16 protein-coding genes are annotated in these 23,039 nt (G+C 47.7%); 12 read left to right on the plus strand and 4 right to left on the minus strand.

Annotated elements, in window-relative coordinates; translation table 11 throughout:
- Window positions 1-990, minus strand: a complete 990-nt coding sequence (locus ABIE50_RS12755) for an amidohydrolase family protein (protein WP_209861042.1) — start codon at window positions 988-990, stop codon at window positions 1-3.
- 189 nt (window positions 991-1,179) lie between these two features.
- On the opposite strand from ABIE50_RS12755, the gene ABIE50_RS12760 reads away from it, so the two are divergent.
- Both ABIE50_RS12760 and ABIE50_RS12765 read left to right on the plus strand, forming a co-directional pair.
- Window positions 1,180-2,289: a Gfo/Idh/MocA family protein gene (locus ABIE50_RS12760; RefSeq protein ID WP_209861040.1), complete on the plus strand. Its 1,110-nt coding sequence runs from the start codon at window positions 1,180-1,182 to the stop codon at window positions 2,287-2,289.
- A 126-nt stretch (window positions 2,290-2,415) separates the two neighbouring features.
- The gene (locus ABIE50_RS12765) at window positions 2,416-3,009 is read left to right on the plus strand and encodes a porin family protein (protein ID WP_209861038.1); all 594 of its coding nucleotides are present in this window, start codon (window positions 2,416-2,418) and stop codon (window positions 3,007-3,009) included.
- A gap of 6 nt (window positions 3,010-3,015) precedes the next feature.
- On the opposite strand, the gene ABIE50_RS12770 is transcribed toward ABIE50_RS12765, so the two are convergent.
- Together ABIE50_RS12770 and folD are read right to left on the minus strand one after the other, a co-directional pair.
- Entirely contained in the window at window positions 3,016-3,519 is a 504-nt protein-coding gene (locus ABIE50_RS12770) for a DinB family protein (RefSeq protein ID WP_209861036.1), read from the minus strand.
- 125 nt (window positions 3,520-3,644) lie between these two features.
- Window positions 3,645-4,496, minus strand: a complete 852-nt coding sequence (folD, locus tag ABIE50_RS12775) for a bifunctional methylenetetrahydrofolate dehydrogenase/methenyltetrahydrofolate cyclohydrolase FolD (RefSeq protein WP_209861034.1) — start codon at window positions 4,494-4,496, stop codon at window positions 3,645-3,647.
- Window positions 4,497-4,638: 142 nt separating this feature from the next.
- On the opposite strand from folD, the gene ABIE50_RS12780 reads away from it, so the two are divergent.
- The 5 genes from ABIE50_RS12780 (at window position 4,639) to ABIE50_RS12800 (ending at window position 13,829) form a co-directional block, all read left to right on the plus strand.
- The gene (locus ABIE50_RS12780) at window positions 4,639-6,627 is read left to right on the plus strand and encodes an FAD-dependent oxidoreductase (RefSeq protein WP_209861032.1); all 1,989 of its coding nucleotides are present in this window, start codon (window positions 4,639-4,641) and stop codon (window positions 6,625-6,627) included.
- A gap of 114 nt (window positions 6,628-6,741) precedes the next feature.
- Window positions 6,742-7,308 carry an RNA polymerase sigma factor gene (locus ABIE50_RS12785; RefSeq protein WP_209861030.1) on the plus strand — a complete coding sequence of 189 codons (567 nt, stop codon included), beginning with the start codon at window positions 6,742-6,744 and terminating at the stop codon, window positions 7,306-7,308.
- Between the two features lie 149 nt (window positions 7,309-7,457).
- Window positions 7,458-8,693: a FecR family protein gene (locus ABIE50_RS12790; protein ID WP_209861028.1), complete on the plus strand. Its 1,236-nt coding sequence runs from the start codon at window positions 7,458-7,460 to the stop codon at window positions 8,691-8,693.
- A 51-nt stretch (window positions 8,694-8,744) separates the two neighbouring features.
- On the plus strand, window positions 8,745-12,071 hold the full coding sequence (locus ABIE50_RS12795) for a TonB-dependent receptor (protein WP_209861026.1): 3,327 nt from the start codon (window positions 8,745-8,747) through the stop codon (window positions 12,069-12,071).
- A gap of 60 nt (window positions 12,072-12,131) precedes the next feature.
- Window positions 12,132-13,829: a RagB/SusD family nutrient uptake outer membrane protein gene (locus tag ABIE50_RS12800; protein WP_209861023.1), complete on the plus strand. Its 1,698-nt coding sequence runs from the start codon at window positions 12,132-12,134 to the stop codon at window positions 13,827-13,829.
- Window positions 13,830-13,889: 60 nt separating this feature from the next.
- On the opposite strand, the gene ABIE50_RS12805 is transcribed toward ABIE50_RS12800, so the two are convergent.
- Window positions 13,890-14,816 carry a helix-turn-helix transcriptional regulator gene (locus ABIE50_RS12805; RefSeq protein WP_209861021.1) on the minus strand — a complete coding sequence of 309 codons (927 nt, stop codon included), beginning with the start codon at window positions 14,814-14,816 and terminating at the stop codon, window positions 13,890-13,892.
- 93 nt (window positions 14,817-14,909) lie between these two features.
- Between ABIE50_RS12805 and ABIE50_RS12810 the strand changes: the two genes are divergently transcribed.
- From ABIE50_RS12810 to ABIE50_RS12830, 5 genes are all read left to right on the plus strand, one after another.
- The gene (locus ABIE50_RS12810; protein ID WP_209861019.1) at window positions 14,910-15,794 is read left to right on the plus strand and encodes an SDR family oxidoreductase; all 885 of its coding nucleotides are present in this window, start codon (window positions 14,910-14,912) and stop codon (window positions 15,792-15,794) included.
- Window positions 15,795-16,260: 466 nt separating this feature from the next.
- Window positions 16,261-16,815, plus strand: coding sequence for an RNA polymerase sigma-70 factor (locus ABIE50_RS12815; RefSeq protein WP_209861017.1), 555 nt, complete (start codon window positions 16,261-16,263; stop codon window positions 16,813-16,815).
- A 95-nt stretch (window positions 16,816-16,910) separates the two neighbouring features.
- The gene (locus ABIE50_RS12820; RefSeq protein WP_209861014.1) at window positions 16,911-17,846 is read left to right on the plus strand and encodes a FecR family protein; all 936 of its coding nucleotides are present in this window, start codon (window positions 16,911-16,913) and stop codon (window positions 17,844-17,846) included.
- A 33-nt stretch (window positions 17,847-17,879) separates the two neighbouring features.
- Window positions 17,880-21,191, plus strand: coding sequence for a TonB-dependent receptor (locus ABIE50_RS12825; RefSeq protein ID WP_209861012.1), 3,312 nt, complete (start codon window positions 17,880-17,882; stop codon window positions 21,189-21,191).
- Window positions 21,192-21,210: 19 nt separating this feature from the next.
- A complete protein-coding gene (locus ABIE50_RS12830; protein ID WP_209861010.1) occupies window positions 21,211-22,836 on the plus strand; it encodes a RagB/SusD family nutrient uptake outer membrane protein in 1,626 nt (541 codons plus the stop codon).
- Window positions 22,837-23,039 lie beyond the last annotated feature (203 nt).

A 23,039-nucleotide genomic window follows, 5' to 3' on the forward strand; every position in this document is an offset into this window, starting at 1 on the left:
TTATGATGCCTGCAGCCCAAGTAATTTATCCGCATTCCCATGTGCAATCTTCTCCACCTGTTCGGGGGGAAGCTGGATCTCATTCAAAAAATCAATACCCATCTGGTTATTGCTGAAAGGATAATCGACGGAAAATATAATATTGTCTATTCCAATAGTGTCGAGCGCAATCCGGAGTGGGGGCTGTGTAAAGAAGCCACTGGTAGTAATATATAGTTGCTGCCGGAAAGTATCGATTAATGTCCGTTGATTATATCCGCCATTGCCGGGCTGAAAGGCCCTGTCTGATCGTGCCCACATCATGGGTAACATTTCGCCCATATGACCTATGATTATTTTTAACCCGGGGTACCTGTCAAAGACACCGGCAGCCAGCAGCCGTAACACATGGATCGCGGTTTCTGAATGCCAGCCCCATCCCCAGCAGGCAATGGCATCAAAAGGGCCTGTGTGGCCGCCAACATTGCTATAATAAGCATCCATCACTGTTTTGGGAGGAATGCCGGGATGAATATAAATGGGAACCCCCAATTTTTCGGCTCTTTCAAAAACCGGTGTAAATTTAGGAGCATCCAGGAATTCGCCGTTGGTAAGTCCCCTGATCATTGCCCCTCGAAAACCGTAAGACATCACCGTGCGCTCCAGCTCATCAGCCGCTGCCAACGGTGCTGTCATGGGAAGATGTGCAAATGCAGTGAACCTGTTGGGATAATCTTTGATTTTTTCCGCCAGCAGATCATTATACCTTGCAGCAAATACGGGTGCATTGGTGCTGTTTAACAGGTTTACATCCGTATTTTCAACCGATAATACCTGCATGGATATTCCGGACCCGTTCATCGCGTTTAAACGTTCGCCTGAAATATCTGCCAGTTTAGGCATCATTTGAGTGGCGGGAGCAGACGGCGTTTGTTTATCCGATATACCTGCAGGAAGATGACGAGTCATCTCCGGGAATGATACATGTTCTTCTATAGCTACTATTCTCATTTTGACAGATTTGAATAATGCAAAGGAATAACAGTATGTGTGCATCATCAATGATCAACCCGCGGTGATGATAGCACAATTCGCGGTAAATTAATGAATAGGTATTTATGATATGCATTTACTTTTCTCTGCATCCTACTAATAATTTTTGTATTATTAAGGTATCAAATGAAACCCAAATCTCCCGTCATGAACACTCGTCGCAACTTCATACAAAAAATTGCCGCCTCCGCTATGGTACTGCCCCTGATGCCGCTTGCCGGCTGGGCCAAGGACTTTGGAAACTATGATGGCCCGGTACTACGTGTAGCCATCATGGGATTAGGCAGTTACGGTACCCGCGTGGCAGAGGCCATGCAGGCCTGCGTAAAAGCAAAACTGGTTGGCGTGATCAGTGGTACGCCATCTAAAATAAAGGACTGGCAGAGCCGGTTCTCTATCCCCGAAAAAAACTGCTACAATTACGAAAACTTCGACCGTATAAAAGATAATAAAGATATTGATGCGGTATACATTACCACGCCAAATGCCCTGCATCACGACGAGGCGATCCGTATAGCAGCCGCAGGCAAACACGTGATCTGCGAAAAGCCCATGGCACTGAATGCCAGGCAGGGCCAGGAAATGATAGCCGCCTGCAAAAAAGCCAATGTAAAATTACTGGTGGGCTACCGCATGCATTTTGAGCCCAAAACACTGGAAGTGATCCGTATGCGTAAGAACGGCGATTTCGGAAAAATCATGTTCTTCCAGGGGCAATGCGGTTTCCGTATTGGCGATCCCACCCAATGGCGGCTCAACAAAGAACTGGCCGGCGGCGGCTCCTTAATGGATATCGGTATTTATGCTATTAACGGCTCCCGGTATATGATTGGAGAAGAGCCCATATGGGTAACGGCCCAGGAAACAAAAACCGACCCCGTGAAGTTTAAAGAAGGGGTGGATGAAACCATTCAGTTCCAGTTGGGCTTCCCGGGCGGGGCAGTTGCCTCTTGCCTGTCCACCTACAACATGAACTACCTGGACCGCTTTTATCTCAACGGTGAAAAAGGATTTGCAGAAATGCAACCATCCACAGGCTATGGCCCTATCCGCGGGCGTACCAATAAAGGAGAGCTTACCCAGCCCCATGTTACCCATCAGACTGTGCAGATGGAAGAAATGGCGGGGATCATTCTTGAAGGAAAGCAACCGGTAGTAGCTGTAGACGGAGAAGAAGCGGTAAAAGACCTTAAAATTATTGATGCCATCTACCAGGCAGTTAAAACCGGAAAGAAAGTAGACCTTAACCTGTCATGATCCCGGGGAATCTGCCGAGAAAATATCCGGCGTGATAGTGAAAAACAGCAGGATCATCTATTAGTGGTCTGCCTGCAGCAATTCGCATCTGATCAATTCGTTTCTTTATAGTCAAAATCATCAGCTATGAAAAAACGACTATTGACAGTATTGTTGCTGGTTTGCCTTGCAGGTACTGCCGGCGCGCAGGAACTGCATTATGGCATCAAGGCGGATCTGAACATGTTTAAACTGGATGGGGCGGGCATTAAATCAAATTATACGCTGGGCGGAAGATTAGGCGTATATGCCGAATATGATTTTTCAAAGAAATGGGGCCTGCAGCCGGAGCTCCTGTTTTCACAGGTAGCTCCAAAACGCGGCGATGATTTCAGCGCAAAATATATCCATACCAGTAACGACAACGCTAATAAAACCATAAAGCTCAGCTATATTACCTTACCGCTGCTGTTACGTTATAATGTAAATAAATTGATTACTGTTAACGCAGGCCCCCAATACAGCTACCTGTTCTACGATAATGAAAATCTCCTGACCTACGACCGTAACGCTTTCAAGCGCAGCGACTTTGGCGTGGCTGCCGGCGCTACACTCACCTTCGATATACTGCACGTTTATGCCCGTTATGTACTGGGCCTTACGAATGTGAACGATATCGATGACCGCTACCAATGGAAAACCCGGCAGGCACAAATCGGCATTGGCGTGAATATTAAATAAGCTGCTTTAAGCCTTTACAACGGTATTGTATATACGTTGCAACTGGTGTATATGCCTTTGCGTGTGGATGTTGATAAACTGGATCCATTCCAGACGTGTAAACGGCCCGAAACCGGGCACTTCAAAGCTGGTGCATTCTTCAGTAAGATTTACCGTATTTGCGGCAGTGGTTAGTTTTTCCCAGATGGCAGCAGTATCCTTCAGTACCGATTCTTTTGGAAGATGCCCCTCGTCAGGCCGTATAAATTCTGGTGAACTCATTTTAGTATTGAAGTTCAGGAAGACGGATTTCACAGCCGGTATCTTTTCATCCGGTTGACGGTTGGAAGGCGCAGCACTGCCATACAATACTTCGCAGTCGCCGGCTTTGCAGATATGTGATGCCACCTGTGCTGCTGTCCAGCTGCCTTCAAAGGGCACGGTATTCAGTTGTTCCTCGTTAAAAGAATTGAGTAGCTGTTGAAGGGTATCACCGGTGGTAGTTACCTCGCGGAGCAGTTCTTGTCTCATAGATTTCCTTTTCCACAAACTTAAGTGGATATATCCGTACAAAGCGGGGGAGAATACGACAATCAGGCGGGCAAAAAGGGACAAAAAACAGCTGCGGGTATTAGTTGCCCGCAGCCGTTTTTATATCAGGACAACATTTTCTTTTCGGCAGATTCCACTGTTTGTGCAATCAGCGTTGCAATGGTCACTGGGCCAACGCCACCCGGTACGGGGGTGTAAGCGGCTACCCGGTTCACCAGCGGGGTAAGTTCTATATCACCGATGCCGCCTTTGTGATAGCCGGCATCTACTACAATAGCGTTGTCTTTTATCCATTCCGCTTTTATAAATTCAGGCTTCCCTACAGCGCCCACTATAATGTCGGCCTGCCTGATCAGCTCCGGTAAATTATTAGTGCGGGAGTGGCAAATGGTAACGGTAGCATTTTCATTCAGCAGCATCATGGCTACAGGCTTACCCAGGATGGGACTCCGGCCCACTACCACTGCATGTTTGCCGGCAAGGGGTAGTTGGTAATGCTTCAGCAGCTTCATAATGCCTGCAGGAGTGGCGCTGCCATAGGCCGGCTCGCTCATCGACATCCGGCCAAATCCAAGGCAGGTGACTCCATCTACATCTTTATCAATATCTATTTTATCAAAACAAGCCCTTTCATCAATCTGGTGGGGAACGGGATGTTGTAAAAGAATGCCGCAGATCCGGGGATCGGTATTCAGTTGCCGGATGGTGTCCAGTAACTCTGCTGTAGTGGTTTCTTTGGGCAGATGTACTTTTACGGAAGTCATCCCCACCCGCTCACACGCATTGCCTTTCATTTTCACATATACTTCAGAGGAGGGATCATCGCCTACAAGGATGGTGGCCAGTACCGGCACTATCCCCGTTTTTTCAATGATACGCTGCACCCTGGTCTTTAATTCCGCTTCCATTTGTTTGGATAATGCTTTTCCGTCGAGCAGTATTGTCGTAGCTGTCATATGCAGGTGTTTATCTTGTAGAAGATCACAAAGATACTAAGCGGCTGTCATAAATTTTTTTTGGGGTAGACGCATTCCTGTTACTTTTTTTTCCGTCTTTATACATATAGCGGTCTTCCAAAGGGCGGTTATTTATTCACGTATGAAAATCAAACTCTTTTCTATCCTCGTTTTATGTATAGCTTATCTCCTTCCGCTTGGCAGTTACGGATTTACGGCTCCGCCCAGGGAGGTGGATATCTGCGTATACGGCGGTACCTCTGCGGGGGTAATAGCAGCCTATACGGCAAAGCAGTTACACAAAACAGTATTGCTGGTATCACCGGAAAAACACCTGGGAGGCCTTACATCCGGTGGATTGGGCTATACCGATATTGGTAACAAATATGCCATCACCGGGTTATCGCGCGATTTTTACCGCCGGATCGGCGCCCATTACGGGAAACTGGAACAGTGGATCTTTGAGCCTCACGTAGCGGAGGCCATCTTCCAGCAGTATATCAAAGCTGCCAGCGTGGAGGTACTTTACGGGTATACTATCAGCAAGGCAGTAAAACAAAACGGGTATATTACGGAAATAACGGTGAACGGCCCCGCTGCCCAGGTGGTGAAAGCCAAAATGTTTATAGATTGCTCCTACGAAGGCGACCTGATGGCAAAAGCCGGCATCTCCTATACAATAGGCCGGGAAGCCAACGCGCAGTACCAGGAAACCTATAACGGCGTGCAGCTCCTCGATAAGCATCAGTTCCCCGATGGGGTGGACCCGTACAAAATACCAGGCAAGCCTGAAAGCGGCCTGTTATGGGGTATCAGCAGCGAAACGCTGGCAGCGCAAGGCTCCGGCGATAAAAAGGTACAGGCGTATAATTTCAGGATCTGCCTGAGCAACCGCCCGGAAAACCGCATTCCTATTACCAAACCGGAAGACTATGATCCGTCGCGCTATGAGCTGCTGATCCGTCTCCTGAACGCCACCAAACCGGAAGCGCTGAAACCCAATCTCAAGATAGACCTCATGCCCAACGGGAAAACGGACATCAACAATTACGGGGCTTTTTCCACTGATATGATCGGGATGAACTACAACTACCCGGAAGCAGATCCCGCTACCCGGAAAAAGATCGTCCGTGAGCACGAGCTTTATACTAAAGGGCTGCTATATTTTATAGGCCATGATGAACGGATACCCGCCCATCTCCGCAAGGAAATGTTGCAATGGGGATACCCGAAAGATGAGTACACCGACAACGGGCACTGGTCGCCGCAGCTGTATATACGTGAAGCAAGACGTATGATAGGCGCTTACGTGATGACCCAGGCCAATTGCGAAGGCCGGGAAAAAGTAAATGATGCAGTGGGGATGGCCGCTTATACAATGGACTCCCATAACTGCCAGCGCATAGTAGTAAATGGGATGGTGAAAAATGAGGGAGATGTGCAGAAAGGTGGCTTCGGGCCTTACCCGGTATCCTACAGGTCTATTATCCCAAAGCCGGAAGACGCAAAAAATGTGCTGGTACCGGTTTGTTTATCGGCCTCGCATATTGCCTATGGCTCTATCCGTATGGAGCCGGTGTTTATGGTGCTGGCGCAATCCGCTGCCACAGCAGCAGCGGTATCCATCGATCAGCGTGTTCCCGTACAGGAAGCAGATGTACAGAAAGTGCAGACTATGCTGCGCACTAATCCGCTGGCAGATAACAGTCCTGCCGAAATACTGGTGGACGACGACGATGCACAGCATGTAACGGTGAAAGGGGACTGGAAAAAAATGGTGCATGGCTGTTATGGCCCCACCATGCTCACGGACGACAGCAAAGGGGCGGTACCCAAATCAGTGCGCTTTTCGCCGGCCATTGAGCGGGCCGGTAAGTATGAAGTATTTACCTATGTGCCCCGCCTGCCCGGTTTGGATGGCAATGCACATGTAAAGGTGTTTGATGGCAGTACTGTGAAAGAAGTGGAAATTACGGCAGCCAGTATAAAAGTAGAGGGGCAAACATCGGGAGAATGGGTAAGCCTGGGCACCTACCAGCTGAAAGCCGGCAGCAGTGCCTATGTGGAAATAGGTAATCACAAAACAGAGGGGATTGTGGCGGCAGATGCGGTATTATTTGTGCCCAGGTGAGTATTTAAGTAAAAAAAGAGAAGCAGGAAGGATTCGGTCTATTTTTTTTACCGTCTTTATAAATATTGGTAATTCCGCGAAATGATTATTTTGTAATAAATTCCATGACCTTCCTTGCCGAAAGATAGTCCACATAATGAAAAAGAGCTGTTACTGCGTGTGGCAGCAGGGGATCAGCCTGCCTTCCAGCGGTTATTTAACCATTACTGGAGCAGGATGTATGCCAATGCCCTGCAGTTTGTTAAGTCACCTGTGCTTGCAGAAGACCTGACACAGGAGATCTTTATCAAAATATGGATGAACCGGGAGCGGTTGCAGGCAGTACAGCGTTTCGACGCTTTCCTGTATACTACCGCAAAGAATCTCATCCTGGATGAGTTCAGGAAAAGGGTATTACCTACTGTACAGGAAGAAGGGCAGCATGTATCTATGGCATCTGACCTTCCATCCGCACAGGATAAACTGGAGCTGAAAGATATGGAAGGCCAGCTGCATACCGCTATTAACCAGTTGCCCGCCCAGCTGCAGCTGGCTTTCCGGCTGAGCCGTTTCCAGGGCATGTCGCACGATGAAATTGCCCGGCAGATGAATATCTCCCGGGTAACTTCCAAAAATTACATTGCAAGGTCTATTGCAGCCATCCGGAAATATATGGGCAGAAGAGCGGAGCATGTTACATGAGTATAACGTTACCGGGTAAACGAAGTATAACAATTTTCCGGTAACAAAGGATTCCCGTTCATTCTTTTTTCGTCTTTATTATTACAACCCTTCATGAGAGTGTTGTTTTTGCACCCGGTTTTATGTTACATGATGAGTTAAAAGATTTATTGGAGAAATACCTTGGCAACGGGCTCACCCCTGAGGAAAGCAGGCGCCTGCAGGTATTGATGCAAACGGAACATACCGGGCCGGCACTGGAAGAAATGATTGCAGGCATACTTGCGGAAAACAGGTACACCACTCCTCCGGATCCTGATTTACAGCAGCAGTTCGATAAAGTGATGGCAACTGCAGCATTACGGCAGGCATTGGTACGGAGAGACGATCCTGGAGAAACGGACATTACTGCACAGCAAGCGATGCCGGAAGAAGATGACCTCCGCCATCTCTCCCGGAAAAATATCCGCGCCTTTTATAGAACAATGGCCGCCGCCGCCGTGCTGGCTTGTATCCTGGCAGGCATTTATACCTGGCGCTATTATTACGTACAGCCGAAAACGTTAGTGCTGAAGAAAAGTACGGAGATAAAACCGGGTGGTCATAAAGCAGAACTGATCCTTGCAGATGGCAGTACTATTGTGCTGGATGAAGCTGGCGCCGGCACCGTAGGCCAGCAGGGCAGTACGAAGATCATAAAACTCGACAGTGGCCGGCTGGCTTATCACGCCGCCAACGGTAACAGCAACGCCGCTCCTGAATATAATACCATCCGCACACCCAAAGGCGGGCAATACCAGGTGGTATTACCCGATGGCAGCCAGGTTTGGATGAATGCTGCTTCTTCATTGAAATTTCCCGTTGCATTTACCGGCAACAGCAGAACGGTAATGCTCAGCGGCGAAGCATATTTTGAAATTGCACAGCATGCGGAAAAGCCATTTATTGTGCAAACATCCGGCATTGAAGTGAAAGTGCTGGGCACTCAGTTTAATGTAATGGCTTATGCCGATGAAGCCAGCATAAAAACCACCTTGCTGGAAGGCGCTGTCCGTGTAACACAGGGTGCTGCTACGGTTATGATGAAACCCGGCCAGCAGGCGAGTATAGCAGGTAAAGAAGACCGTTTTTTAATTACCCATCCGGAAATGGAAGAAGTGATGGCCTGGAAAGAAGGACAGTTCAGGTTCCGCAAAGCCGAGATCCCGGTGATCATGCGGCAAATTGCACGCTGGTATGATGTAGAGATCGAATACAAAGGCGATGTTTCAGGTATCAGGATGTATGGCAGTATGACCCGTAAAGAGAACATTGGGCAACTGCTGGAATTAATGGAACAAACAGGAAGGGTGCATTTCACCATCAATGGAAACCGTATCACCGTAATGCCCGTCACTATAAACTAAACCAGGACATTACTCCACTTATCATTTATTAAATCTCAACCAAAAGGTAGTATGGAATTGTTCACTATTGCCCACTCCCGCGGGAGGAGAAGCCGTATGCCGGCTACACAACGAACATGGATGGTGATGGGGCTCATCACCTGGCTGCTGCTGGCTGCATCCCTTAACGCCGGCGCGCAAACCGTGAAGCTCTCTGTTAACAAAATGCCGCTCGACAAAGTATTTGATCTCATCAGCAAACAAACCGGTTACCAGTTTATATGCGATGAAAAACTGCTGGCAGATACACCGCCACTGAGCGTGAATATCACCAACAAATCACTGGAAGAAGCATTGAAGATCTGCCTGAAAGATCTGCCCCTGACTTACCTGATCAAGTATGGCACCGTGGTTATCAAAAAGAGCGCGGCGCCCGGCACAAAGCTGCCGCCACCCGGCAACGGATCACCGGCCAAAACCATTAGCGGTATCGTTACCGATAGTGCCGGCACAGGTTTACCCGGTGTAACGGTGGGTATAAAAGGCACGGCAAAAGGAGTGCTCACGGATGAGAATGGGAAGTTTTCCCTGCCTGGCGTTACAGATGATGATGTGCTCTCCGTTTCCAGTATCGGCTATCTTACTAAACAGCAACCGGTGAAAGGCGAAATTTTTTTTCGTATACCTTTGTCCGTTACCCCCAAATCACTGGTGGAAGTGGTGGTAGTAGGATACAGTACACAGAAGAAAGTAAACCTGACCGGCGCCGTAGCTACGGTATCAGGTGAAGTGCTGGCGGCCAGGCCGGTGGGCCAAACCACTGCAGGGCTCCAGGGCACCATGCCCGGCGTTACCATTACGCAGGGCAACGGTAAGCCGGGGGGCGACGGTGGTACAGTGCGCATCCGCGGCTGGGGCACCCTGAAGAATCCCGACCCGCTGGTGCTCATAGATGGAGTGGAAGGTTCTATTAATAATATTGATCCCAATGTGATCGCCTCGGTTACCGTGCTTAAAGATGCGGCATCAGCCTCTATCTATGGTTCACGCGCAGCGAATGGCGTAATACTCGTGACCACCAAAAGAGGTAAAAGCAATAAGCTATCAGTTAACTATAACAATTATGTGGGCTGGCAAAAACCTACCAACCTGCCGGCGCTTACCAATGCGCTGGATTATATGCTGCTCGCCAACGAAGCCTATAAAAATTCCGGCCGCTCGCCTTTGTATTCGGATGAACTGCTGGAGAAGTATCGTCGCCAGGGTAGCGGCAGCTCCGATTCGCTGCCCAATACCGACTGGCAGAAAGCGGTGCTCACAGGCTCCGGTTTTCAGCAAAGCCACTTCTTGACAGTAAACGGTGGTACAGACAAAGTAAAGATGCTGGTATCTCTCGGGTATTTCGATCAGAAAGGAGTGATTGACCATACAGAATTTAAACGCCTAACCATACGCAGCAATACCGATGTTGTTTTTTCGAAGAAGTTAAACATGCAGTTCGATCTGCAGTATATCAGTCCTGTTACCACGGAGCCTGCACTTGGCGCTGATGTGGTGTTTGCCTACATGAACAATATTTCCCCTAACCAGCTCGCGGTAAATTCCAATGGCACCACAGGCGAGGGATGGGTGGGGGCTAACCCGGCTGCAGCCGCAAAGATCGGCGGCTTGAACCGGGTAAGCGCGCCCTGGGGCAGCATTAATACTTCCCTGAATTATCAACCGGTAGAATGGCTTACAGCATCGGTTAACATTGCACCAAAATATGTGCAAACGTATAGGAACAAGTTTAATAAAGTGCTGCAAACTTATCGCCCGGATGGTAGTCCCAGCTATAAGCAGCCAGCAGTAAGCACCCTGGATGTTTCCAGCCAGCGGGAGTTTTACAATAACCTGCGCGGTACCCTTACCTTTCAGAAAAAGTTCGGTGTGCACGACTTGAAAATACTGGCGGGTGCTGAACAGAACAGTTACCGCCGCGACTCATTTTCTGCATACAGGGATAACTATATTCTGCCCGATTATCCTGTGCTGAATGCCGGATCAGCTATTAATATGAACAACAGCGGCACCGGCGAGGAATGGTCGCTGCGTTCCTTTTTCGGCAGGATCAATTATAACTATAAGGAAAAATATTTGCTGGAGATAAATACCCGTTACGACGGATCCTCCCGTTTTGCAGAGGGCCGCAAATGGGGCATATTCCCATCCGCTTCCGCGGGATGGCGTATTTCAGAAGAACCATTTATGGCATCGCTGAAACCGGTGGTAAATGAACTGAAGCTGCGTGCGTCATGGGGCCGGTTGGGCAACCAGAACATTGGCACCTATCCTTCAGCTACGGTAGTGAACCTGAGTCCTTATGTGATAGGGGGACAAATTGTAAATGCGGCCACGCTGGATGCATTGGCGAATAAGAATATTACCTGGGAAAGTACCGAGATGAGTGATGTAGGATTTGATGTAACCCTGTTTTCCCGTCTCTCCATAACAGCAGATTATTATGTAAGCAAAACAAAAGATATCCTGCTGCTGCTCAATATTCCGTTGATAACAGGATTAAAGGCGCCCTACCAGAATGCAGGCAAGGTAAGCAATAAAGGCTGGGAGCTGGGACTTAATTACGACGGGAAGATACGCGACTTTAAGTACAACATCGGCGTTAATGTTTCTGATGTGATAAATAAGGTAGTGGACATGCACGGTATTAACCAATCGGCTGTAACCGTGAGCAGGGAAGGATACCCGGTCAATTCAATTTTCGGTTTGCAGGCAGAAGGATTTTTTCAGAGCGATGATGAAGTAGCCAAACATGCTACACAGTTTGGTACTATTGCACCGGGCGATATCAAATATAAAGACCAGAACGGCGACGGCATTATTAATGAAAGTGATAAGGTGATCCTCGGTAACACAGTACCCCGTTATACCTATGGCGTTAACCTGAACGCATCGTGGAAAGGCTTCGATATAGGCGCTTTCCTGCAGGGAGTAGGGAAGGTAGACGGCCTGATCTACGGCGCCGGTATCATGCCGTTCTATGTAAGCTCCGTTGGCGGTACTGCACAGGAGCGCTTCAAGGATTACTGGACACCGCAACATAAGGACGCCGCATTTCCAAGGCTGGTATTTGGCGGTACCAACAACCAGCAGATCTCCAGCTTCTGGATGAAGAGCGCTGCCTACCTGCGCCTGAAGAACCTGCAGATAGGATATACCCTGCCTGCCCACCTGGTAAAGGCGGTACGGCTCAACAGCCTGCGGGTGTTTGTAAATGGATCCAACCTGTTTACCGCCAATAAATTCTGGAAAGGATACGATGTGGAAACCGCTGTGGGCGTGGCTGATAGCTATGCCATTGTAAAAGTGTACAGTTTTGGTGTCAATGTAAATTTCTAAGAAAACAGCAATTATGAGGAAACATTTCGCTTGTAAGGTAAATTTCTAAAAACAGCAATCATGAGGAAGTATTTCACTTGTTGGGTCATCATGGCTGCCCTCGTAGCCACGTCCGCTTGTAACAAATCATATCTCGATAAAGATCCTTTAACCGGACCTTCCGATGCCGCTTACTTTAATAACCAGGACGAGCTGCTGCTGGCGGTAAATGGCCTGTATAAAGGGCTGAATAAACCAAATGACAAAGACGCTGATCCGTCACAACTGGATGGTTTTCCGCCGGTGCTGTTGTTTGATGCTGCCAGCGATATCGGCTACGAACGGAATAACAGCGACCTGCAGAAAATAGGCATGGGAAACCATGATGCCAACAACACCTTCACACAAGGCATATGGACTGCATACTATAAGGTGATAGGACGATGTAATTATATACTGGATAACGCGGAGAAAGTGCGGTCGGTAACGGATCCTGTGCTGTATAGGCGTAGTATGGGGGAAACCCGTTTTGTACGTGCATTTATGTACCAGCAGTTGTTGTCGATGTTTGGTGGCGTGCCATTGGTAACGCATACGCTTACACTGGAAAATTCACAGGTACCCCGAAGCGAAAAAGCAGCCGTGCTTAAATTTGTATTCGATGAGCTGGATAGTGCAGCCGCCTCGCTGCCGGTTAGCTATACCGCTACTGATTACGGTCGTGCCACCAAAGGCGCTGCACTCACCATAAAGGCAAGGGCTGCGCTGTACAATGAGCAATGGAAAACTGCCGCTGATGCAGCCAAAGCTGTGATGGATCTGAACGTGTACAAACTGGACGACAGCTATCCCCGTTTATTCAGTTACGATGGAAAAAATTCACCCGAAGTGATCATGGCCCTGCAATACCAGCTGCCGGTTATCAACTGGGCCGGGCCATACCCGCTGCTGTGCAGGAATGCCGGCGGCGCTTCGAATAAGATCCCGACACAGTCGCTGGTCGACAGCTACGAATGTATCGATGGCCTCACCATTGATCAGTCGCCGTTGTTCAACCCGCAGCAACCTTTTACCAACCGTGATCCGCGGCTGGGCTACACTATTGCGCTGCCGGGATCTGTATTTTTTAATTACCAGTTTGAAACGCATAAGGACAGTCTCATGTGCTGGAATTACAATACTACGCCGGCTACCCGGATTGCCAACCAGGATGCCACCAATGCCTATGCATCTTTCAGTGGTTATTGCTGGCGTAAGTATGTAGATCTGAAAGATAAAGACAACACGCGGCAGTCGACCATGAGCATCATCCTGGCGCGGTATGCAGAGATCCTGCTTATTTATGCAGAAGCGAAGATAGAGGCCAATGAGCTGGATGGTACGGTGTACCAGGCCATCAATACTGTGAGAGGCAGGCCTGGCATAAATATGCCGGTTATCCCGCCTGGAAGCACCCAGGCAGCTTTACGCTCTGCAGTAAGGAAGGAGCGGTTGTATGAACTGGCCATGGAAGGGTTCCGGATGTTTGATATCCGCCGGTGGAAAATTGCTGATAAAGTGATGAAAGGCCCGTTATACGGGCGTGTGCCCAGGGGGCTGCTGGCTGCCGCCCCGAAGATAGATGCCAACGGCATTGCTGATTACAGTGCAGTACCCAACAGGGCAGATATGCGGGTAATAGAAGTGCGCACGTTCAATGCCACAAGGGATTACCTGTGGCCAATCCCTTATATAGAAACACAAACAGATCCGTTGATAGTACAAAATCCCGGGTACTGATTTCCGGAGATGATTTCGTGATATTTTTCCCGGCTGCCCGTTGTATTTACAGCGGGCAGCTTAGTTTCTGAGGTCTTTCGGAAGCAGGCCAAATTTTTTCCGGAAGGCTGCGGTAAAGTGGTGCGGATATTTATAGCCCATCCTGTCGGCCACCTCGTTTACATACATTTTTTCTTCCAGCAGTAACCGTTTGGCTTCCTGCATCCTCAGCCCGGAAATATAGCCGAACACCGTGTTATTGAACAGAGCTTTAAAGCCGTTTTTCAGCTTCATCTGGTTAATGCCGGCTGTACGGGCCAGTTCCATTATGGAAAGCGGCTGTTCATAGTGCGCATCGATGTAATGTTTGATACTGTGAAGCCTTTCCATATCGGCAGCCGACAGGCCTCTTGCGGCAGGCAATGGCTGATCCAGTTGCAGTACCTGCATAAGGAACAGCTCCGTGGCTTTGGTTTCCAGGTAAGTGGCCTTCAGCGCACCGCTGTAGGGGGCATGTTGCATCTCGTTGATGATATGGTGCATGGCCGGTAACATTTGCGCGGTAAACTCCTGTGAAGGGATGTTAAAGGTGTGATATTGCCGGAAACGTTCCATAAACCGGCTTTCCTCAGTGAAAATATGATCAAAGAAATCGTCGGTAACAATCAGTTCAAAAAAAGAGCGTGTTTTATGATTTGTAGGAGGAATGTAAAGCTCATGTGATTCCGGCGATTCACGGTATACCACGAATTGTTTTTCCCTGATGGCATGTGTGCTGGCCGCACCGGCATCCTGTATCCTGAAATGCGATACGATGGCCTTTTTATCCGGCCTGAAAGAAAGCACCCGTGGCTCGTGGTTCACATAACTGCCCCAGCGGAGATCCAGCCCGTTAAAAGAGATCTCTTCCAGCTGTATGCGAAAGCCGGAAGGGTCTTGTATATGCAGTTGTTTTTCCTGTACAGGAGGCTGATCTGCGTTACGGGTTACCTGGCATCTGCGGATCATAATACTTCTTTTTGCGTTGATGAGAGTTCCTCAAGCGTTATCTGCCGGAATTGGGGGGCAGTAACTTTGGGTGAGTAAAATTAAATGATTAAAATGGAAAACACACAGTACCGCACTGTATTCGGTGCAACAGGGAAAATAGGCAAAGCATTGCTTGGGTATTTATCGCGTGCAGAAGTACCTACTATTGCAGTAACCAGGGATCTCAGCAGGGCGGAAAGCCTGCCTTTTGTAAAATGGATGGCTGCCGACATGAGCCGGCCGGAAACGCTTGCCGCCACAATGGAAAACAGTACGGCAGTTTTCCTGGTATCCGGTATGGGAGCCGGCTTTGTAGAGGAGCAGCATAATGTGATCAAGGCAGCTAACGCCGCCGGGGTAAATCATTTTGTAAAGTTATCCTCCGCCGCCGCGGGGAAAAGCTGGCCGCAGCATATTGCAGCATCGGCCATCGGGAAGTCGCACAAAGAAGTGGAAACGCTGCTTAGGTCTTCCGGTCTGAACTGGACCATCCTGCAACCCACCGGATTTATGCAGAACTGGCTGGGAGAGTTTTCAAAACGGGTAAAAGAGGAGCGCGGTATTTACGAAGCCACCGGTGATGGGCGCAGGGCGTATATCGACCTCCGGGATATTGCCGAAACAGCCTTTACGGTGCTCATGAACCCGGCGGAACACATAGGAAAAACATATATCCTCACCGGCGATGAGGCCCTCAATTACTGGCAGCTGGCTGATATCATAGGAGAGGTGATAGGCGATAAAGTAACCTATGTGCCGCTTACGCTGGAGGAGGCGAGGGAAAGAATGGAAAAGAAGGGAATGCCGCAGTGGGCCATACAAACCCTTATGGTTTATACTGAAACACAGCGGAGCGGCGATGCGGCATATATCAGCCCTGATGTATCGCGGTTGCTGCAAAAACCGGCACGTACGGCAACCGGTTTTATAAAAGACTATGTGGAGTGGTTTAAATAAACCCGGTGCCCAGGGGAATGTGCTCCGTTGGCACTCCCGGTGATATACCGGTTTTGAAGCCATAAGAAGCTTACCTGGCAACAATTCCCCAATTACGGCATTTCCGCTGATCTTGTTTTACCCCAGGGGTGTATCAAAAGTACGATACACCCTTTTTTATTTGGATACCTGGTACAGGCCGCAGCTGTTTAACCGGATCCCAAACCTTCATTTATTTTTAATACATTTTCTTTTTTTTTAGTGTAAAAAAGACATTTATATCAAAAAAATGACAATTCTCATGTAAGCGCCTATGCAGTGCAGGCTTCACATTCTATCTCCTATAAATTTTTAAAAATCCCTGAAAAAAAATAATGTGCCAATAAGTATTAATTGTATATTAGACAATTAATAATTGCCTGGTTCCAGGAAGAAAGGACAAGCCGTAAGTAAAGACAGGTTTCACGTTTATGTTAATTTTCCACTTATGAATGGTGTGCATCTTCAACAATATGCAGACGATATCCTTTTAGATTTGCTGAAAGAAGATAACAGGGAAGCTTTCGATGTGATATACATGCGTTACTGGGAGCGGCTGTACTTTTATCTGGTAAAGGCGATCAGGGATACCGCAGAGGCGGAAGATATACTGCAGGAAATATTTGTGTCGCTCTGGAAACGCCGCCGCAACCTGGAGAATGTAGACTCCCTGTACTCCTATCTCCATTCCTGCGTAAGGTATGGGGGCTTCCGGTATATCCGCCAGGAAATAAAGAGGAACCATTTCCGCAAGTCATGGAGCCTGCTTTTTACAGACGCCGATGATCTTTTTGAACAGCAGCTGGCAGCCAACGAATTATCCCTGCTGGTAAACCGTGAAATAGATAAACTGCCCCTGAAAATGAAGCAGGTATTTCTTCTGAGCAGAACAGAAGATCTCTCCCATAAAGAAATTGCACATAAACTGAATATCTCCGATAAAACAGTAAAGAAACAGATCAGCAATGCCCTCAAATATCTTCACCTGAAGCTGAATGTATAGAATTCAAAAAAAATATTGCCAGCATCTACTACCATCCCTTCTTTTTATACACTTCTATATAACCACGTGTTCCAATACAAAGAAAAACAGCCGTTATGAATGAAACAGAATTTAACACGCTGCTGGAACTTTACCTGAATGGGGAATGTACACCGGAACAAAAGGAGTGGATGGAACAGTGGTTCGACCGTCTTTCGGAAGAAGGCAGCGGAGAGGATCTGGGGGTAAACAGGGAGATGGTGATGCGCCGGTTGAAAGATCGTATAGACCAGCGGATCAAAAGACAAAATTTTTTTAATCTCCCGCTAGTATTGCGTGTAGCCGCTTCCGTTATTTTTATTATATCGTTGGGTACATGGGCATACCTGCATTTTCGTGGTACAAACACCGTACGGAATATCACTATGTCCGCAGCCAGGGGGGAACAGCTGAAACTGTTGCTCCCGGATGGATCCGGGGTAATACTTAACGCAGGATCAGTGATCCGATACCCGGAGAGTTTTAAGGAGAACAGGACCATAATACTCCAGGAAGGGGAGGCCTGTTTTGATGTAGCCAATGATCCTGCTCATCCCTTTACTGTAACAAGCGCCGGTATACAAACAGAAGTACTGGGTACTGCTTTTAACGTACAGGCATATAAAGCATTGGATGAAGTAACGATAACGGTTATACGCGGGAAAGTAGCTGTAGGAACATCCGGGCAGGAGCTGCCAATGCTGCTTACACCGGATGAACAGGCAGTGATTCAACGCAGCAGCGGAGCCCGGCAGAAGAAAATGGTGAATGCAGCAGCTATTTCCGGGTGGACAACCGGTAAGCTTGTGTTCAGGAACGAAACACTGCAGCACGTGGCCATTATGCTGGAGAATATTTATGATGTTAAAATTATTTTTAAAGATGAAGCTACGAAGGGGATACGTTTTACAGCAAATTTCAGTTCCACCGATTCATTGGAAAAAATCCTTTTCGCCATCGCTAAAGCCAACAAACTTAACTGGACTGTACGTAATAAAGTAGTACAATTCTAAATCCAACTTTTACTTAACCAAACTCTAACTTGTATGAAGCGATTCACTTGGTGTCATCTCTATGCCATCCGGAAACCGATGCGCGCCGGCTGCAGCATATTCCTCCTTATCTCCCTGTGTTCACAACTATTGTTTGCAGGCGCGTTAACAGGGCAAACAGCCAGTAGCATCAGGATAAGTGTGCAGCTGGAGAACCGTTCCCTGCAGAATATCCTGGCGGAGATGGAAAAGAAAAGCGGACTTTCATTTGTTTATAATGACAAGCTCGTAGCGGAATACAACCGGTTATCCGTATCGGCAAACGGGCAGCCGTTGTCTGTTGTTTTGGACAAAGTACTGAAACATACAAAGCTCGGTTACCTGCAGAAGGATAATCTGATCATTATCGTGGAGAAAGAAGCCCCGGCGCAGGATATCATCGAGGTGACCGCTGCACCTGTACAGGAAGTAACTGTTCAGGGAAAAGTAACTGATGGAGAGAATGCACCATTGCCCGGTGTGAGTGTGAAAATTAAGAACGGGCAAACAGGAACAACTACCAATGTGGATGGTAAATACCATATCACTGTTGCCCCGGACGCTGTACTTGTATTCTCCTACCTGGGTTTCCAGGAGGTAGAAATGCCGGTAAACGGCAGGAAATCGGTAGATGTGGTGATGAAGGCTTCCATCGCGAGTTTGAGCGAAGCCGTAGTAATTGGTTATGGCACCCAGCGCAGAGGCGATGTAACCAGTGCGGTAGCTACCGTAAAATCGGAGAACTTTGTAAAAGGACCGGTACTGGACGCCGGTCAGTTGCTGCAGGGAAAAGTGGCCGGTTTAACCATTGCCACACCCAGCGGCAACCCCACCGATGGCTCCCAGATATTGCTGCGTGGCAACACCACTTTATTCGGCGCCAATGCCAACCCGCTCGTTATTATTGATGGTATTCCCGGCGACCTGAAGACAGTAGCCCCGGAAGATATTGAATCCATGGATGTGCTGAAAGACGGCTCCTCCGCGGCCATTTATGGTGTGAGAGGTTCCAATGGCGTTATCATTATCACTACAAAAAGAGCCAAAGGCTCCTATTCCAATTCCGTTGATTACAGTGGATATGCTACTACGCAGGTCATCTCCAAAAAACTGGATATGCTTACTGCACAGGATTACCGCGACCAGATCAAGGCCGGCACCAGGCTGGCCTCCTGGGATGCAGGCGGTTCCACGGACTGGCTGAAGGAAGCTACCCGCACACCGTTCACACAGGTGCATAACCTTACTATCCGCGGTGGCAATGCAACTACCAACTACCTGGCATCTGCCAACTACCGCGCATTACAGGGTATCTTCAGGAAAAGTGATAACAATACCTTCTCCGGCAGGATCGATGTGAATCACAGCATGTTCAACGATAAACTGAAACTGAATGTAGGTATCCTGAACCAGACCAATAACTATACCCGTAACAACAATGGCGATAATAGTTTTAACGGATGGATCTACCGTCAGACAGTGATCAGGAATCCTACTGAACCGGTACGTAACGAAAATGGAGATTTCTATGAGCAAACCGGCAACTTCGATTATGAGAACCCAATGGCATTGCTGTATGAAAGCGATGGAGAGGCGAAGAATGTAAATTCCCGTATGAATGCAACCCTTACCTACAGACCCATTAATAATCTGAAATTGTCGGCCTTATTCTCTTATGCACGTTTTAACTCCAATAAAGGATACGCGGAATCTAAGAAGCATATCTCCAATATTAAAAGTGGTGTGAATGGTTTTGCCTCTGTAGCCTCCGATCTGTCTATAGACCGTCTTACCGAGTGGACAGCAGAGTATACCAGGTCGTTCAACGAGCACCATTTTACTTTACTGGGCGGATACGGCTACCAGGAGAATGAATCTTCCGGGTCTTATTCCGATAACCAGGATTTTCCAACAGATGTTTTCGGGTATAACAATATTGGTTTGGGAGAAGGGATCAAAAACAAGCTGGCCAATATCAGCAGTTATAAAACAGAAACAAACCTGGTCAGTTTTTTCACAAGGCTGAATTATAACTATAAGGATCGTTACCTGTTGCTGGCCAGTTTGAGAAGGGAGGGAGCCAGCCAGTTGTATGGGGCCAAAAACCCATGGGGTAATTTCTGGGCAGTATCCGGTGGATGGAGGATCTCCAATGAAAATTTCATGAAACAGCAGGGCCTGTTTGATGACCTGAAATTACGTGTTGGATACGGTATCACCGGTAATCCGCCGCAGGATGGGTTCCTGAGCCAGCCATTGATCGGCTATGGCGATTATGTATATACCAATGGTAAATGGTCCCGCATCCTGATACCGGCTACCAATGCCAACCCGTTTATCCGCTGGGAGGAGAAAGCCGAGGCAAACATCGGGCTGGATTTCAGCTTGCTGAGAGGCCGCATCAGCGGTAATGTGGATGTGTACAACCGGCAGATCAGGGGACTGTTGTATGAATACGAAGTACCAAGTCCGCCGAACCTGTACCGCCGTACCAAGGCCAACGTAGGTAAAATGGAAAACAAAGGCGTGGAAGTGATGCTGAATTTTGTGCCGGTAAAGGCCAGGGATTTTACCTGGAGCTCCAGCGTCAATTTCTCTACTAACAGTAATAAATTAGTCAGCCTTTCAAACGAATTGTACCAAACCACTACGCCTTACTTCACTACCGGTGCCGCGGGCATTCCTATACAAACATTTACCAGCATCGTTACCATCGGTAAAGGTATTGGTGATTTCTACGGATATAAGGTGATTGATATTGATGATAACGGGAAATGGATATACGAAGGAAGAGATGGTAAACCTGTGAACTATGATAATTTTGCCCATGCTTTTGAGGATAAAAAAGTAATCGGTAATGGTTTGCCGAAATATTATGCCGGATGGAACAATAACTTTTCCTACAAACGTTTCGACCTGAGTATTACTATGCGCGGGGCTTTCGGATACCAGATCCTCAATTCACAACGGATGTATATGGAAAACCCTGCCATCCAGAATTATAACATCCTGAAATCGGCTTATGATCCTGTTTTCGGAAAAAAAGTATTGAACGTAAATGCACTTGAACTGAACAGTTATTATGTGGAGAACGGAGATTTCTGGAAGATTGATAATATCACTTTAGGTTATTCTCTTCCTCAAACAAAGAATAAATATCTCAAAGGGGCTCGTTTCTATGTTTCCTCGCTGAATACTTTCATTATCACGAAGTATAAAGGCCTGGATCCTGAAGTGAACAGGCTGGGGCTGAATCCCGGTATAGATGACCGCGATAAGTATCCGTCGACCCGTTCGTTTACCGTTGGTGTGAACCTGAATTTCTAATCTCCCAAAAAAAACACGTATGAAAAAGCTTCGCAGAATAAACGTACTGATGGCTATCATTTTACTATCGGCCTGTACCAAGTTAAAAGATACGCCATACACTACTATCATCTCCACTAAATTCAATCCTACAAAGGACGATATAGCGGCGCTCGTAGGCGCAGGATATTCGCAATGGCGGTTCATATTGCTGGACTGGAATGGTCTCTGGCGCGCTCAGGAAGTAACCGGCGACCAGCTGGTGATTCCAAAACGCCCATGGGGATGGTTTGATGACGGCGTATACCAGCGTTTGCACAGGCATACCTGGACTACCGATGATGATGTGGTAAACCAAACCTGGTCAAGAACCTACGCAGGAATCACTAACTGCAACAGGATCATTTACCAGATTGAATCCGGCCTGATCCCTATCACTGATGAGAAGGACGCTACCCTGGCAGAGCTGAAAGTGCTCCGTGCATCGTATTATGCCATCCTGTGCGACTTCTACGGAAATGTACCTATTGTGACAAAATTTGACCTGCCAACCGGATTTTTGCCTGAACAGAATACGCGCAAAGAGGTGTATGATTTTATTGTGAAAGATCTTACCGACAATATTCCTTTGCTCAGCAAAGAGAATACTGAGGCTACCTACGGTAAGTTCAACAAGTGGGCGGCTTTTACCCTGCTGGCAAAGATGTATCTCAATGCAGGCGTATACACCGGCACGCCGCAATGGGAAAAATGCATCAGTGCCTGCGACAGTGTAATGAATTCCGGGGCGGGGTATATCCTGGAACCTGCACAGAAGAATGTGTTTTTAACAGAGAACCAGGGCTCAAAGGAAATAGTACTGGCTATACCAATGGATGAAGACTATACCAATAACTGGAATGCGTTTGACCTGCACATGCAAACATTGCAGCAGGAGAACCAGGCCACCTACAATTTAAAGAATACTCCCTGGGGCGGTATCTGCGCTATTCCCCAGTTCATCAGCACCTATGATCCTGCTGACGCACGGTATCAGAACAACTGGATCAAAGGGCAGCAGTATACAGCTGCAGGCCAGATGTTATATGTGGCACAGGGCGATTTTGCCGGTAAGCCGCTGAGTTTTGTAAATGAATTGCCGGGGTTGGAGAAAGGAGAATCGGTACATGGTTTCCGCCTTGGAAAATTTGAAATAAAGATGGGCTCCACAAACCGGCTGAGCAACGATTATCCTTTGTTCCGTTATGCCGAAGTACTGATGATGAAAGCAGAGAGCCTGCTCCGGTTAGGTAAAGCCGATGAGGCCGCCGCCATAGTAACACAGGTCCGTCAACGTGATTTTGTTACTAACCCCTCCAAGGCAGTTGTAACCGGTGCACAGCTGAGGGGTGGCAGTACTTATCAATATGGTATGAAGGATGCCGTAAATAACAAATTCAGTAATGAAGGCGGTGAAGACCTGCTTTACGGCCGGTTCCTGGATGAGCTGGGCTGGGAGTTTGACCAGGAAGGGCATCGCCGCACTGATATGATCAGGTTTGGCGCATTCACAAAAAAATCGTGGCTGTCGCATGCCGCTACCAATAATATTAACCGTACCCTTTTCCCAATACCCAGAACGGAGATACAGAAGAATAATAATTTAACGCAAAATCCGGGGTATTGAGACTGTTTTGGTTGTAGATGAATCACGGGGATGAGTATTCATCCCCGTTTTTTATTTATGATATTACAGGAATAAAAGCCTGATCATTTCTTCTCTCAAAAATAAAATTCCATCAAACACTAGGATGCTATCATAAAATATTTTAGTTTCATTCTTATAATTTTGCTTAAACGTGTAAGCAAATTAAGGTGATCCACGGAAGA

Origin of the sequence: Chitinophaga sp. OAE865 (assembly GCF_040546735.1) — a bacterium.
Lineage (GTDB): Bacteria > Bacteroidota > Bacteroidia > Chitinophagales > Chitinophagaceae > Chitinophaga > Chitinophaga polysaccharea_A.